Source organism: Compostibacter hankyongensis (assembly GCF_039541075.1).
Lineage (GTDB): Bacteria > Bacteroidota > Bacteroidia > Chitinophagales > Chitinophagaceae > Compostibacter > Compostibacter hankyongensis.
On the sequence record NZ_BAABFN010000001.1, the window covers coordinates 714344 to 730127 of the forward strand.

13 protein-coding genes are annotated in these 15784 nt (G+C 54.4%); 10 read left to right on the forward strand and 3 right to left on the reverse strand.

All coding sequences use genetic code 11. The annotated features are described in order from the left end of the window. The first annotated feature begins 29 nt into the window (after positions 1 to 29). The 7 genes from ABD851_RS02960 to dctA all read left to right on the forward strand — a co-directional run bounded on the left by ABD851_RS02960 (position 30) and on the right by dctA (position 8987). Positions 30 to 1373: a TolC family protein gene (locus ABD851_RS02960; protein ID WP_344975089.1), complete on the forward strand. Its 1344-nt coding sequence runs from the start codon at positions 30 to 32 to the stop codon at positions 1371 to 1373. A gap of 35 nt (positions 1374 to 1408) precedes the next feature. Next, on the forward strand, positions 1409 to 2509 hold the full coding sequence (locus ABD851_RS02965) for an efflux RND transporter periplasmic adaptor subunit (protein WP_344975092.1): 1101 nt from the start codon (positions 1409 to 1411) through the stop codon (positions 2507 to 2509). A 21-nt stretch (positions 2510 to 2530) separates the two neighbouring features. Beyond that, positions 2531 to 6028, forward strand: a complete 3498-nt coding sequence (locus ABD851_RS02970) for an efflux RND transporter permease subunit (RefSeq protein ID WP_344975095.1) — start codon at positions 2531 to 2533, stop codon at positions 6026 to 6028. A gap of 221 nt (positions 6029 to 6249) precedes the next feature. After that, the gene (gene pncA / locus ABD851_RS02975; protein WP_344975098.1) at positions 6250 to 6855 is read left to right on the forward strand and encodes a bifunctional nicotinamidase/pyrazinamidase; all 606 of its coding nucleotides are present in this window, start codon (positions 6250 to 6252) and stop codon (positions 6853 to 6855) included. Between the two features lie 98 nt (positions 6856 to 6953). Beyond that, on the forward strand, positions 6954 to 7280 hold the full coding sequence (locus ABD851_RS02980; protein WP_344975101.1) for a hypothetical protein: 327 nt from the start codon (positions 6954 to 6956) through the stop codon (positions 7278 to 7280). Positions 7281 to 7387: 107 nt separating this feature from the next. Further along, a complete protein-coding gene (locus ABD851_RS02985) occupies positions 7388 to 7666 on the forward strand; it encodes a hypothetical protein (protein ID WP_344975104.1) in 279 nt (92 codons plus the stop codon). Between the two features lie 43 nt (positions 7667 to 7709). Continuing rightward, positions 7710 to 8987, forward strand: a complete 1278-nt coding sequence (dctA, locus tag ABD851_RS02990; protein ID WP_344975106.1) for a C4-dicarboxylate transporter DctA — start codon at positions 7710 to 7712, stop codon at positions 8985 to 8987. Between the two features lie 6 nt (positions 8988 to 8993). Here dctA and leuS read toward each other — a convergent pair whose 3' ends face one another. Then, a complete protein-coding gene (gene leuS / locus ABD851_RS02995; RefSeq protein WP_344975109.1) occupies positions 8994 to 11762 on the reverse strand; it encodes a leucine--tRNA ligase in 2769 nt (922 codons plus the stop codon). Positions 11763 to 12039: 277 nt separating this feature from the next. Here leuS and ABD851_RS03000 point away from each other — a divergent pair, with 277 nt between their 5' ends. From ABD851_RS03000 to ABD851_RS03010, 3 genes are read left to right on the forward strand one after another with little or no spacing between them, the layout of a single operon-like run. Further along, entirely contained in the window at positions 12040 to 12861 is an 822-nt protein-coding gene (locus ABD851_RS03000; protein WP_344976393.1) for a cell division protein FtsX, read from the forward strand. A 10-nt stretch (positions 12862 to 12871) separates the two neighbouring features. Then, complete coding sequence (locus ABD851_RS03005) at positions 12872 to 13198, forward strand: DUF3098 domain-containing protein (RefSeq protein ID WP_344975111.1); 327 nt, start codon at positions 12872 to 12874, stop codon at positions 13196 to 13198. 6 nt (positions 13199 to 13204) lie between these two features. Next, positions 13205 to 14002 (forward strand): undecaprenyl-diphosphate phosphatase, encoded by a 798-nt coding sequence (locus ABD851_RS03010; protein WP_344975114.1) that lies wholly within the window; start codon positions 13205 to 13207, stop codon positions 14000 to 14002. 2 nt (positions 14003 to 14004) lie between these two features. Here the strand turns inward: ABD851_RS03010 and ABD851_RS03015 are convergent, their stop codons facing one another. Together ABD851_RS03015 and tsaE are read right to left on the reverse strand one after the other, a co-directional pair. Next, positions 14005 to 15222 carry an alanine dehydrogenase gene (locus ABD851_RS03015; protein WP_344975116.1) on the reverse strand — a complete coding sequence of 406 codons (1218 nt, stop codon included), beginning with the start codon at positions 15220 to 15222 and terminating at the stop codon, positions 14005 to 14007. Positions 15223 to 15293: 71 nt separating this feature from the next. Beyond that, a complete protein-coding gene (gene tsaE / locus ABD851_RS03020; protein WP_344975119.1) occupies positions 15294 to 15743 on the reverse strand; it encodes a tRNA (adenosine(37)-N6)-threonylcarbamoyltransferase complex ATPase subunit type 1 TsaE in 450 nt (149 codons plus the stop codon). Between the last annotated feature and the right edge of the window lie 41 nt (positions 15744 to 15784).

Below are 15784 nucleotides of genomic sequence, written 5' to 3' on the forward strand. Positions count from 1 at the left end.
AGTCTGTCAACCATTAAAATTATTTTCAAGTGAACCGTATTGCAAAAACCCTTTTGTCCCTCTTCAGCCTGGCGCTGACCGCCGGGGCGGCATACGGGCAGGATACGCAGCCCATGAGTTTGCAGCAATGTATCGATTATGCGTTGCAGCATCAGGCGCAGGTGCGCTCCGCCCGTATTGACGAGGCCATTTCACTGGAAACAAATAAGGAAGTCACCGGGCAGGCTCTGCCACAGGTCAGCGCTACCGGTAGCTTCCAGGACAATGTGGTGATCCAGAAACAGCTGATCGACGCTTCTATGTTTGACCCGACGGTGCCCAAGGGTACGCTCGTGCCGTTCGAATTCGGGATCCAATACAATGCTGTAGGATCCATTACGCTCAGCCAGACGTTGTTCGATCCCAGCGTAATGGTAGCCTTGCAGGCCCGGAAAACCCTCGAGGAGCTGGCGCATAAATCTGTGCTGCAAACCGAACGGGATACACGGGTGGCGGTTTCCAAAGCTTATTACAACGTATTGATCAACCGTAAGCAGATGGTTTTGGTGGATGACAACATCAGCCGTATTGAACAGCTGCTGCGGGAAACCGACGCCATGTACAAGAACGGCTTTGCAGAGAAGCTGGATATTGACCGTACAAACGTACAGCTTACCAATCTTCGCTCGGAGAAAACAAAGCTTTCCAATCTGATGCATGTAGGGGAGTTGTTGCTCAAATTCCAGATGGGGATGCCGATGAAAGATCAGCTAACGCTTTCGGATACCCTTAATTTTTCCGGACTGCGGGAAACGCTTGGCGATGCCCCCTTTGATTATTCCCGTCGGATCGATTACAGCCTGCTGGAGACCCAGAAGCGGGTAAATGAGTTCGATCTGAAACGGTATAAGCTGGCCAAGCTGCCCACCCTCACCTTTTCGGGGACCGTCGGCACCAACCGGGCCAGCACACGCTTCGACTATTTCAACCTGAACAATACCTGGTATGGTTACGGTGTAATAGGGCTCGATCTGCATATTCCCATCTTCTCCGGTTTCCAGCAGAATCATCGGATACAAAAAGCCAGGCTGAATGTGGAAAAGTCGCAGGTGGCGCTGGATAATATGAAACAATCCATTGATCTGGAGCTGGATCAGACGCACTCCACACTGGAAAGTAACCTGCTGACCCTGCAGGCGCAGGAACGCAACATGAAGCTGGCTGAAGATGTGTATAATACTACGAAGAAAAAATACCAGGCCGGCGTAGGCAGCAACCTGGAGGTAGTCAATGCAGAAAATGATCTGAAACAGGCGCAGACCAACTATTTCAGCGCACTCTACGATGCCATTATTTCCAAGATCGATTATCAAAAAGCAGTCGGACAACTCTAAACATTATGCAACCGAAATACCACAAATACATCTCTATGCAACGCCTTTTTATCATCAGCGGCATGGCGCTCTTGCTGGCTGCCTGCCAGTCCAAACCGGGTAACAAACAGGAACAGCTGAAACAGCTGAAAACGCAGCGTGATGCGCTGAACAAACAGATCGCTGCCCTGGAAGCTACCGTGGGAGATTCCCAGACTGTCAAGGCTATTCCCGTCTCTGTTATGGCGCTACACCCCTCGGAGTTCAGGAATTATATCCAGGTACAGGGCCGGGTGGATGCGGAAGAAAATGCCGGTGTTACCCCTGAGGCGCCGGGTGTGATTACAGGCATCTTTGTAAAGGCCGGACAGCATGTAGGCAAGGGCCAGGTATTGGCTCAGATTGATGACAAGGTAGTCCGCCAGCAGATCGCACAGGCGCAGAGCCAGCTGGATTATGCGAAAAACCTGTATGGCCGGCAAAAAAATCTCTGGGACCAGAACATTGGTACCGAAGTACAGATGCTGACGGCAAAAAACAACTATGAGAGCGCGCAGAAGCAGGTGGCCGTATTGCAGTCCCAGCTCAGTACCTACAAGATCAAATCTCCGGTAAGCGGTACAGTGGATAATGTAACGGCCAAGATCGGGGACGCAGCCCAGCCGGGTATGGTGGTAATGCGGGTAGTCAATACCAGCGACCTGAAGGTAAAAGGAGAAATCGGAGAATCCTATATCTCAAAGGTAAAGAACGGAGGCCCCGTAGATATCATCTTCCCCGATACGCAGGATACGCTGCATACCCGGATATCCTATGCCGGAAGGGTCATTGATCAGTCCAGCCGGGCTTTTAACATAGAGATCCGCCTGCCCAACAGCAACAAGTATCATCCCAATATGCTGGCCGTCATCAAAGTGATCAGCTATACCAGCAAGGACGCCCTGACGATCCCGATCAGCGTAATTCAGCATGCGGCGGATGGGGATTATGTTTATGTGGCAGACCAGAACAAAGCCAAAAGAGTGAAGATAACCGTAGGCCAGCGTTATAACGGACAGGCGGAAATCACCTCCGGACTCAAGGAGGGAGATCAGGTCATCACCGCCGGTTTTGAATCCGTCGGCGAGGGCAACCCGCTGGAAATAGTGAATGGATAATTATACATGAATTCCTGAATCATGCAAGACATCGCAAAAGAATTTAAACCCTCGAGCTGGGCGATCAACAACCGCACCAGTATCTATATCATCACCATCATCATCACGCTGGCGGGTCTGCTGGTCTATAACGGGCTGCCCAAGGAGCAGTTTCCCGAGATCACCATCCCCACCATCTATGTGACCACCCAGTATCCGGGTACCTCTCCGGAGAACATGGAAAAGCTGGTGACCAAGGAGATCGAAAAGCAATGTAAATCCCTGAAGGGCCTGAAAAGGATCACGAGCAATTCCTTCCAGGATTTTTCCATGGTAAAAGTGGAATTCAATACGGACGTGGATATCGTCGCGGCCAAGCAGGAGGTGAAGGACGCCGTGGACAAGGCCAGGGCGACGACCACCTTTCCCAAGGACCTTCCGCAGGCGCCCGATGTGCTGGACGTCAACCTTTCGGACCTGCCCATTCTCTATGTGAACATATCCGGGGATTATGATCTCAAGAAGCTGAAGGACTATGCAGACGATATCCAGGACCGGATCGAGGCCATTCCGGAGATCAACCGGGTGGACATCGCCGGCGCGCTGGACCGGGAAGTGCAGATCGACCTGGATATGAACAAGATGGCGGCGGCGAAAATATCCTTTCAGAATATAAAGGACGCCGTATCCGCCGAAAACATCACCACCTCCGGCGGAACCGTGAAGATGAACGGAGAACGCCGGGATGTGACGCTCAAGCAGGAATTCTCCAATGCGGCGCAGATCGGCAACCTGATCATCCGCTCCCCGGCGGGCGGGCAGGTATACCTGAAAGATATCGCGGCTGTAAAGGATACCTTCAAGGAGCAGGAAAGCTATGCCCGTCTCGGTGCAAAGCCGGTGATCACGCTGAACATCGTTAAACGCAGCGGCACCAACCTCATCGAAGCCTCGGATCATGTGCGCCAGGTGGTGCAGGATATGCAAAACACGGTATTGCCCAAGAACCTGAATATCGTGATCACGGGCGATCAATCCGATCTCACGCGCACCACCCTGCACGACCTGATCAATACCATCATCATCGGGTTCGTCCTGGTGACGCTGATCCTGATGTTCTTTATGGGCGTCACCAATGCCATATTTGTCGGCCTGTCCGTACCGCTGTCCATGTTCATCGCCTTCATGGTCATGCCCTCGTTCGGCTTTACGATGAACATGATCGTGCTCTTCTCGTTCCTGCTGGCGCTGGGTATCGTGGTGGACGACGCCATCGTGGTGATCGAGAATACCCACCGCATCTTTGACAACGGCAAGATGCCTATCATGCAGGCGGCAAAAACAGCCACCGGCGAAGTATTCCTTCCCGTGCTGGCGGGTACCCTCACTACGCTGGCGCCCTTCGTGCCGCTGCTCTTCTGGAAGGGCATCGTGGGGAAATTTATGTTCTTCCTGCCGTTGACCCTGATCATTACCCTGCTGGCCTCCCTCGTCGTGGCCTATATCATTAACCCGGTATTTGCGGTGGACTTTATGAAGCCGCATGAGCATGGAGGGCCGAAGAAATCGAAATGGACAAAGGGAATGAAGATCACCTGTGTAGTCCTCCTGGCCCTGGCCCTTATCTTTTATGTATTCGGCAGCTTTGGCATGGGCAATTTCACGGTGTTCCTGCTGCTGCTGTACCTGCTGAACAAATTTGTGCTGGAAAAGCTGGTGGAGAAATTCCAGACCCGTGTATGGCCCGGTGTGCAGCGGCGGTATGTGAACCTGCTGAAAAGGGTGCTGAAAAGCCCGGGCTGGATGATGACCGGCATGCTGGTGCTGTTTGTCCTGTCGTTTATCTTCTTTGCCGTGCGCGGCCCCAAGGTGGAATTCTTCCCCGAATCGGACCCCAATTTCGTATATGTATACCTGAAGATGCCGATCGGCACCGACCAGGCGCATACCAATGAAGTGCTGGAAGAAGTGGAAGGAAGGGTGAACAAAGTGCTGGGTATCGATTATGCCAAAGGAAAGGAGAACCCGGTGGTGACCTCCGTGATCTCCAACGTAACCATTGCCGCCGCCGATCCGATGAGCGACGACAACTTCGGTCCGCACTATAACCTCGGTAAGATCACCGTATCCTTTGTGCAGTACAATCAGCGGCATGGGGTCTCCACCCAGAAATACCTGGACCAGATCAGAGAAGCCGTAAAAGGTATTCCCGGGGCCGAGATCGCTGCGGACAAGGAGCAGGGCGGCCCTCCCGTCGGCAAGCCCATCGTGGTGGAGATCACCGGCGACAACCTGGACACCCTCATCGCCACTTCGCAGAAGCTGCAGCAGTTTATCAAACGGCAGAATATCGGGGGGATCGAGGAGCTGCGTTCCGATTTTGACAACAACAAGCCCGAGCTGGTGTTTGACCTGAATCGCGAGTTTGCCAACCGGCAGGGGATATCAACCGGACAGATCGGCTTTGCCCTGCGCAGCGCCATCTTCGGCACGGAGATCAGCCGTTTCCGGGATCCGAACGAAGACGACGATTTTCCCATCAACATGCGGGTACGCGAAGATCAGCGCTATAATGTGGATCTGATCCGCAATATGGTCATCACCTATCAGGATATGAATATGAACGGGGCCATACGGCAGGTGCCTATCTCCTCCCTGGCAGATATTCATTACTCCAGCACCTACGGCGGCATCAAACGGAAAGACCAGAAGCGGATCATCAGTCTTACCTCCAATGTGCTGGGCGGATATAACGCCAACGAGGTGGTAAAGAATATCCAGGATGCGATCGCGCAATACCATTTCCCGGCCGGCATTTCCGCCACCATGGGCGGCGACCAGCAGGATCAGCAGGAAACCATGTCCTTCCTGCAGGCGGCCATGCTGGTAGCCATCGGGCTGATCTTCCTGATCCTGGTTACCCTGTTCAACTCCCTCAGCAAACCTTTGATCATTATCAGCGAAGTAGTGTTCAGCATTATCGGCGTGCTGATCGGGGTGGCCCTCTTTAAGATGAGCATCTCCATCGTAATGTCCGGCGTCGGGCTGATCGCGCTGGCGGGTATCGTGGTGCGTAACGGTATCCTGCTGGTGGAATTCACCGACCTCATGCTGGCGCAGGGCATGCCGCTGAAGGAGGCGCTGCTGGAAGCGGGCAAAACGAGGATGACGCCGGTGATCCTGACGGCCACGGCTACCATACTGGGGCTTATTCCCCTCGCGGTAGGCATGAACATCGACTTTGTAGCGCTCTTCTCGGAACTCAACCCGCACCTCTTTTTCGGCGGCGACAACGCCGATTTCTGGGGGCCGCTGTGCTGGACGATGATCTTCGGCCTCATCTTCGCCACCTTCCTTACGCTGGTGCTGGTGCCGGTGATGTACCTGATGATGGTGCGCCTGACGCCCATGCGGGATTTCTTTGGCGGAAAATGGGTGGTATACACCCTGCTGCTGCCTCCTGTGTTCCTCCTCCTGTATGTGGCTTACCGGATATGGGGCAGGGAATACCGCCGCCAGCATTATGTGGTATTAGAATAAAGATTTTTATAGTAGCAGGTTTAACGGAAAGCCGGGGTAGTCTTGCCCCGGCTTTATTTGTATTTTGCAGTAGACTATGCCTCATGAAAACGAGCATGATAATATTTATCGCACAGAAGTATATTAATGTGCGAGGTTTATCTCGCTCATAATGGATTTTATAATAGGTCTCGATGCAGCTTCGCAGTCATCCGACCATTGAAAAAGATAATTATTAACGGATGAAAGCGTTGCTGCTCATCGATATCCAGTATGATTTCCTGCCGGGCGGCGCCCTCGAAGTGCCGGGCGGAGACCGCATTATCCCGGTCGTGAACCGGCTGCAGCCCCTGTTTGATCTGGTAGTGGCTACACAGGACTGGCATCCGCCGGATCATAAAAGTTTTGCCCGGAACCATCCGGGCAAAAAGGTTTTTGAACAGGTGGAGCTGGAAGGATTACCACAGGTCTTGTGGCCGGCACATTGTGTGCAGGAGACGCAGGGAGCAGAAATTTCCGCGGAAATTTCCCAGCATCATATAGCGGCTGTCTTCCGCAAGGGAATGGATCCGGCAATAGACAGCTATAGCGGATTTTATGACAACGGGCATCGCCGCAGCACCGGTCTGGCCGCCTATCTGCAGGGCATGCAGGTTCATGAAATATATCTCGCCGGTCTGGCCGCCGATATCTGTGTGTTTTTTACCGCCCTGGACAGTCTGGCTGCGGGCTTTGATACGGTGATCATCGAAGATGCCGCTCAGGCGCTAAAAGAGGAAGATTATAAAAAAGCCATGCAGCGCTTCCGCGATGCGGGCGGACGGCTGCTGCGGAGCACACAGCTGTAGTTGGTGCGCGGGTATATGCTGTACAACAGCGTACAACGAAAAAACGTGGAAGAACGCCGCAGGCGTTCTTCCACGTTCGTATTTTACCGTTTTCTTGCTTGTACGGTAAAAGACGTTATTGCGGTCCCATCGGCGAGGATCCTCCTGCAGGCGGCGGCGAAGAAGGGCTCGGGTTCATCGGGCTGCTGCCGGGTGTGGAAGGACTGGCTCCGGGATTAGGCGTGGATGTCGGCGGCATGGGCGAAGTGCTGGACGGCGGCAGGTTGTTCATATTGTTATCTGCCGGCGGCATGGATTGCATCGTGCTGTCGGCATTGCCATTGCCGCTGCTGTTGCGTGTAGAGCTGCATGCAGCCAGAAAAGCCGCTGCTACCAGGATCGTAATCCCGGGTCTTAAGATCTTTTTCATGGGGGTTCTCTTTTAAGTGTTCACAGAGAAGGACACAAACATCGTGCCTCTAACGGAGACGCCATTTCCGCAGGGAGCCGGAATCGTTATATTTTTTATACATTTATTCCAAAATAACCGTAAATGGAGCTTACTTTCAGCATTATACCCACCACCGGTGAGTTTCTTATCTACCGGGACAAGGTAAATAGCCGCTATGTCGGTATTCCGCATGAGGATATGATAGACGTGCGTAAATTGAAAAACGCCTTTGGCGAGTACGATAAGATTCCCCCCGATCAGACGGTACGGGCTGTGCCGCTGCAGGTGCAGGCCGATCAGAACACGGTGGTGCTGGATGCGGACCGGGTAGAGGAGCTGCCCTGTAATTGTCTGGAAACGGTGAGCGTGCTACTGCCATGATTCCTGCCTTTAAATTTGAAATAACCGCGCTAAACCTGGCCTTTTGAGACTGTTACGCAACCTCACCTTTCAGGTGATCTGCGCCATCATCCTCGGCGTGGCGATCGGGATCTGCGCCCCCCAGGCAGCCGTGAAGCTGAAGCCGGCGGGGGATGTGTTCATCAACATGATCCGCATGCTGATCGCCCCCATTATTTTCCTGACCATCGTGCTGGGCATCGGCAGGATGGAGAGCCTGAAAAAGGTGGGCCGTGTGGGTGGCAAAGCCATCCTTTATTTTGAGCTGGTGACTACCTTTGCCCTGCTGATCGCCGTGGTGCTGGCCAACCTCATCAAGCCGGGACGGGGTATTTCCGCGGACCGTATACAGCTCCCCGATATCCGGCAATATGCGGATCAGGCTGCCCATATGAACTGGGTAGATTTCTTTTTGCATATCGTGCCCGAAAATTTCATCGAGGCTTTTGCCAAAGGGGATATCCTGCAGATACTTTTCTTTTCCATCCTCTTCGGGGTGGCCTTGTCCAAAATGGGCAAATGGAAGGAGGGGCTTATCCAGACTTTTGAACGGCTGTCCGGGGTGTTTTTTATCATGCTGCGCTTTATCATGAAGCTGGCGCCGCTGGGTGCGCTCGGGGGCATGGCTTATACCATCGGTAAGTTCGGCTGGGAGGCCCTGCTGCCTATGGGCAAGCTGATGATAAGCGTGTACAGCACAATGCTGATCTTTATTTTCGTGGTGCTGAACCTGCTGCTGCGTTATTACCGGGTGAGCCTCTGGAAATTTCTCGGATACATCCGGGAAGAGCTGCTGCTGGTATTGGGTACCTCTTCCTCCGAGTCGGTATTGCCCCAGATCATGGAAAAGCTGGAGCATATGGGCTGTGCCAAGCCGGTAGTGGGATTGGTGGTGCCTACCGGTTACTCTTTCAACCTGGACGGCACAACGATTTATATGGCCATGAGCACCATCTTCCTGGCCCAGGTATTCCATATCCACCTCAGCATCAGCCACCAGCTTTCGATCATCCTGATCCTCATGCTTACCTCCAAGGGGGCGGCAGGGGTTACGGGCAGCGGCTTTATCGTGCTGGCTTCCACGCTTGCCGCCACCAAGGTCATTCCGGTGGAAGGCATGGCGGTGCTGCTGGGGGTAGACCGTTTTATGTCCGAATCGCGCGCGCTGACCAATATCATCGGCAACGGGGTGGCCACCATCTTTATTGCCAATAATGAAAAGGCGTTTGACCGGCAGAAAATGGAAGAAGCCTTTAACCGTCATGCGACGGGGCGGGGGTCTGCCGGGGACGAGCCGGGATAGCCGGGCTCACACGACGATGTTGATCATACGCCCTTTTACGATGATCACCTTTTTCGGGGCCTTTCCATCCATCCACTTCCGCACCACCTCGTGCTGCAGCACCTCCGATTCGATGGCTGCAGCGTCTGCGTCCGCCGGGAATACCATATCGGTCCGCGTTTTGCCGTTGATGGCTACCGGGTATTTTACCGTGCTCTCCGCCAGGTATTTTTCCTCCGCTGCGGGATAGGCGGCATCCAGTACCGTGGTATCATGACCCAGCTGCTGCCACAGCTCTTCGCAGATATGCGGGGCATAGGGCGTCAGCAGCACCAGCAGGGGCTCCAGCACGGCGCGGCTGTGACTATCCAGGGCGGTCAGCTCGTTTACACAGATCATCAGCTGGCTGATGGCCGTGTTGTAAGAAAAGCGCTGCGTATCTTCCTCTACCTTGCGGATCGTTTTGTGCAATATGCGCAGGGCATCTTCGGAGGGCGGCTCGGCCGTTACGATCCATCCTTTTTGCTCATCCGCGAAAAGCCGCCACAGCTTTTTCAGGAAGCGATGCACACCTTCAATGCCTTTGCTGTCCCAGGGCTTGGACTGCTCTATGGGACCCAGGAACATCTCATACATGCGGAATGTATCCGCGCCGTATTTTTCCACGATATCATCGGGGTTGACCACGTTGTAATACCGTTTGCTCATCTTTTCCGCCTCGCTGCCGCACAGGTATCTGCCGTCTTCCAGTATGAAGGAGGCGTCGCGGTATTCGGGACGCCATTGGCGGAATGCTTCGATATTGAGTTCCATGCCCTCTACCAGATTCACATCCACGTGCAGGGGATCGGTAAGGTATCCGTCTTTCAGACCGGCGCTGACAAAGCGGTTGCTGTCCCGCACGCGGTAGACCAGCCGGGAACTGCCCTGGATCATGCCCTGGTTGATCAGCTTTTTATAAGGCTCATCAAAGCCGAGATACCCGAGATCGTACAGCACCTTGGTCCAGAGCCGGGAATAGAGCAGGTGGCCCACCGCATGCTCGGTGCCGCCGACATATACATCCACCTGGTTCCAGTAGTCCGTTGCTGCGCGGGCGGCAAAGGCCTGGTCGTTGTGCGGGTCCATATACCGGAGGAAATACCAGCTGCTGCCTGCATAGCCGGGCATGGTATTGGTTTCGAGGTGGCGTGAGGTCCAGCTTTCCACATTGGCCAGGGGACCTTCGCCCTCCGGACCGGGACGGTATTTTTCCACGTGGGGCAGTTCCAGGGGCAGAGCGTTTTCATCCAGGGGAACGGCGACGCCGTTATCCCAGGTAATGGGGAAAGGCTCTCCCCAGTACCGCTGCCGGCTGAAGGCAGCGTCCCGCATTTTATAATTGACCTTACGCCGGCCCTGGCCCGTATCTTCCAGCCTGCGGACCACCGCTGCTGCAGCGTCCCGCATGCGCATCCCGTCCAGGAAACCGCTGTTTTGCAAGATGGCGTCCTTGCTGGGATTCGCGGCTTCGCCGGTATAGGCTTCTCCGATGATATTGGTAACCGGGATATCGAAATGCTGCGCAAAGCGGTGATCCCGCTCGTCCCCGCAGGGCACCGCCATGATGGCTCCCGTGCCGTAGCCGGCCAGTACATATTCCGAGATCCAGACCGGTATCTTTTTACCGCTGAAGGGATGCAGGGCGTAGGCGCCCGTAAAGCAGCCGCTGATCTGCTTCTCGGCCTGCCGTTCCCGCTCGCTGCGGCTTTTTACATAATTCACATAGGCCTCCACATCAGGGCGCTGCTCCCGGGTGGTGATCGTATCCACCAAATCATGTTCGGGAGCCAGCACCATAAAATCCACCCCGAAGAGGGTGTCCGGGCGCGTGGTGTAAACATCCAGATACGGCTGTGCTGCGCCTGCTGCAGAAGGAACGTCCAGGGCAAAGCGGATCTCGGCGCCTTCGGACCTGCCGATCCAGTTGGCCTGCATGTCCTTCATGGCTTCGCTGTAGTCCACACGGGTCAGCCCTTCCAGGAGCCGGTCTGCATATTCGGTGATGCGCAGGTACCACTGCCGCAGCTGCTTCCTCACTACGGGAAAGCCGCCCCGCTCGCTTACCCCGTTCACCACCTCGTCGTTGGCCAGCACGGTACCCAGCGCCTCGCACCAGTTGACCTCCCCGTAGCCGCAGTACGCGAGCCGGTAGTGCATGAGTATCTCCTGCTGCTTTTGGGTGTCATACCCTTGCCACGCTGCTGCAGAAAACATCAGACTGCTATCGCCCGGACATTCGTGCCGGATATTTCCTTCCTGCTCGAAGAGGCTGACCAGCGCGGGAATGCGTTCCGCCTGCTGCCGCTCCCGGTTGAACCAGCTGTTGAAAAGCTGCAGGAATATCCACTGCGTCCATTTATAAAAGGAGGGATCGGAGGTGCGTACCTCCCGGCTCCAGTCGAAGCAGAAGCCGATGTTATCCAGCTGCTCCCGGTAGCGACGGATGTTTTGTTCGGTAGTCACCGCCGGGTGCTGACCCGTATCGAGGGCATAGAGCTCGGCCGGCAGCCCGAATGCGTCGTATCCCATGGGATGCAGCACATGGAACCCTTTTAACCTTTTATAACGGGCATAGATATCCGAAGCGATATATCCCAGGGGATGGCCTACATGAAGACCGGCCCCCGAAGGATAAGGGAACATGTCCAGTACATAGCATTTGGGCTTTTCCGTATCGTTGCTGACACGGTAGGTGCCCTTTTCCCGCCACTGCTGCTGCCATTTTTTTTCGATTGCTCTGAAGCGGTATTCCATAGCTGATGATTGGTCTTTGTAGCTGCCCGTTTTTCCGGAAAGGCGTGAGTGGATTGTACTCACTTTGGCATCCCGGCAGCTGTAGCGCGCCTTCCCGTCTGGCCGGGCCCCAGCAGGCAGGGCGCCGGCCGAGGCCCGGTAAAATAAAATAGTTAAAATTTCGTTTATAAGCGGCAAAATTAAGCCAAACCGTCAATTTTTTATACTTTCGCTCACAAACCCGGTCATGGCACAAGTTGGAAAATCTTCTGCAAAAAGGTCCAAGCCGTCCTATGTGATGTCAGTCATAGGCGTGGCGCTGGTGCTTTTTCTGCTGGGAACGCTGGGGCTGATCGTGATCCATGCCCAGAAGCTGAGCACCTATTTCCGGGAAAATATCGAGATACAGGTCATCCTGCGCGATGATGTGAACGACAAGACCGCCCAAGCCCTGAAAGATACGCTGGCTACGCGCCCTTTTGTGAAATCTGTCGAATATGTAAGCAAGGATATGGCGGCCGAAAGGTTTAAAAAGGATTTTGGAGAGGACTTCATTGCCCTGCTGAAATCGAACCCCCTGTACGCCAGCATCAACTTCAAGGCCAATGCACGATATGTGAATCCGGATAGCCTGAAGGTGGTGGAAGACCGCTTGCTCGAAAACAGCAATGTCCGGGAGGTCTATTATCAGCGCGCCCTGGTCAGCAAGCTGAGCGATAATGTCCGGAAGATCGGGGTCGTCATTCTGGGTATCAGCATCATCCTGTCCATCGTGGTGATTGTATTGATCGACAATACCATTCGGCTGGCCATGTTCAGCAACCGCTTCCTGATCAAGACCATGCAGATGGTGGGCGCCACGCGGGGATTTATAGCCCGGCCTTTCGACCTGCGCAGCATCGTGAACGGCCTGATCAGCGCCGTGCTGGCTATCATCGGTATCTGCATCATCATGTATTACGCCCAGAAGGAATTGCCCGAGATCAGTGCTATGCGCGACTATACGCTGGTGGGATTTCTTTTTGCAGGCCTCATTCTGATCGGCATCTGTATTTCATTGTTCAGCACGCACCGTTCGGTGATGAAATATCTCCGGCTGAAGCTGGACGACCTGTATTAAAATAAAAAGCATGGCAAACACTACGGACAGAATCCATAAAAAGGGAGGGAGCGCTTCGCAAAAGAGCCTGTCTACCTCCCAGCGTACTCTCTTTCTTTTTGGCCGGGAAAATTTTATCATCATGCTGGCCGGTCTGGCGGTGCTGGTGATCGGATACCTGCTGATGGTCGGAGGCGGCAGCCCGGACCCTACCAAATTTGATGCAAAGGAAGTATACAGTTTCCGCAGGATCACCCTGGCCCCCATCGTGCTGGTGCTCGGGCTGCTGATCGAAATCTATGCCATCATGAAAAAACCCAGGCAGGGGGAACCCGGCGAAGGCAGTCAGCAGCAATAAGGTGGTATGGATATTATACAGGCGGTTATTTTAGCCATTATCGAAGGTATTACGGAATTTCTCCCCATCTCTTCCACGGGCCATCTGATCATCGGTAGCTCCTGGATGGGCATCGAGCGGCAGGACTTTACCAAACTCTTTGAAGTAGCGATACAGCTGGGCGCTATCCTCGCTGTGGTGGTGCTTTACTGGAGGCGGTTTTTTGACCGGAACCGGCTTAACTTCTATATAAAGCTGATCATCGCGGTGATACCGGCGCTGATCGTCGGCTATCTGTTTGCCGACCGGATAGACCAGCTCCTCGAGAGCCCGGTAACTGTAGGGGCTACCCTGCTGTTGGGCGGCATTGTGCTGTTGTTTGTGGACAACTGGTTTAAGCAGCCTGTCGTCAGGGAGGAGCAGCAGCTGGACATCTTTAAGGCGCTGCGGATCGGTTTCTGGCAGTGCATTGCCATGATCCCCGGCGTGAGCCGCAGCGCAGCCACCATCATCGGGGGAATGCAGCAAAAGCTGACCCGCTCCTTTGCCGCGGAATTTTCTTTTTTCCTGGCCGTGCCCACCATGGTGGCCGCTACGGGTTATAAGCTGCTAAAGGCCTGGAAGACTACGCCGGAGATATTGACGGACCGGCACAACCTGCTGTTGCTGGTCGTGGGCAATGCCGTCGCTTTTGTAGTGGCTATGATTGCGATCCGTACTTTTATTACTTACCTCCAGAAACACGGCTTCCGGATGTTCGGCTATTACCGCATCCTGGTAGGGATCGTGATCCTCATTATGGTATGGAAAGGTATGCTGGTCTAACCTCATCCTTTTACAGCCAGCAGCAGCTCCAGATCGGTATATTTCAGCTTGAAACGCTGGCTGAGGTAGAAGTTGGTGAGGGCGCCCTTGTACAGGTAAATACCGTGCCGCACACCCTGTTTTCTCCAGATCAGGTTATCGAATCCCCCGTCCAGCGCCGTGTCGAGGATCAGGGGCATCAGCACATTGCTGATGGCCTGGGATGCCGTTCTTGAAAATCCCGAGGGGATATTGGGCACGCAGTAGTGGATGACGTCGTATTTCTTAAAAACGGGATGTTCGTGAGAGGTAACCTCTGAGGTTTCGAAACATCCGCCCCGGTCGATGCTGACATCTACGATCACCGAGCCCGCCTTCATCTGGCTGACCATCTGCTCGCTCACCACTACAGGAGTCCGGCCGGTCTGGGAAGAGAGCGCTCCGACCGCGATATCTGCGTTTTTCAATTGTTCTGCCAGCACTTTCGGCGCAATGACAGAGGTATACAGACGTACGCCTATGTTATTCTGAAGACGTTTCAGCTTATACAGGTTGTTGTCGAATACCTTTACGTTGGCCCCCAGCGCCTGTGCTGTGCGGGCTACGAACTCTCCGACCACTCCGGCGCCAATGATGATCACCTTGGCCGGGGGAACGCCCGATATGCCGCCGAGCAGCACGCCTTTTCCCTTATTGGCATTTCCCAGGTACTGTCCGGCGATCAGCATAACAGCGCAACCTGCGATCTCGCTCATGGAACGTACGATCGGGAAAGTGCCGGCGTCGTCCCGCAGTCCTTCAAAGCTGAGGGCAGTAATACGTTTGGACATCATCCGCTGTAGCTGGGCCGGCTTCAGCACAGACAGGTGGATGGGGGAGATAACGATCTGGCCGGGCTGCAGCAGGTCGATCTCTTCATCGCTTACCGGAGCCGATTTGATGATCATGTCCGCCTTGTACAGCTCCTTCCTGTCATAGGCGATCTCTGCCCCGGCTTCCGAATAATCCGTATCGTAAAAATGAGATCCTTCGCCGGCTTTCTGCTCTACCATTACCCGGTGTCCGTTGCTCACCAGCACGCTCACCGCTTCGGGCGTCAGGGCAATCCGGTTTTCCTGGAAAGAGGTTTCGCGCGGAATGGAAATAAAAAGACGCGGATGTTTTTCCCGTACATCCAGCTTTTCTGCCATCGGCACATAAGCAAAAGACGGAGTGATCATTGGTGGATAAGTAGGTTCCATGGCTTCATCGGCACGCTCATCAGCTTTTCCCAAAGATAGTGAAAAGCAGGATAATTTGCCGGCGGGAACTTTCAGCGGCCCGTTTTCCCGGCCGTAAGACGGGTTGTACGCAATAGCCTCCGCTGGTCCGGCAGCACGGAGAGGCTTACCGCTACGGTATCGTCGGGCAGGAGCGCAGCGGCATGCTCGGGCCATTCCACCAGGCAGATGCTGCCGCTGTAAAGACAATCCTCCACGCCGGCCTGTATGGCTTCCGCCTCATCCCTGAGCCGGTACAGGTCCATGTGATAAAGCCGGCGGGCTTCCCCTCCGGTCTCGGTGTAACCATATTCATTGATCAGGGAAAAGGTAGGGCTGGAAGTAGCGTCTTCCACGTTTTTGATCCGGCAGAGGGCTTTGATAAAGGTGGTTTTTCCCGCGCCCATAGGACCGTAAAAAGCAAAGACCCGTGCATCGGGATGCTGCTGCCAGAGTTCCCGGGCGGCCGCGGGAAGGCCTTCCAGGTCAAAAGTGATTTCCATGTCCGCAAAAATAATCTTTTTGGACGGCCCGGGAGCCTGTG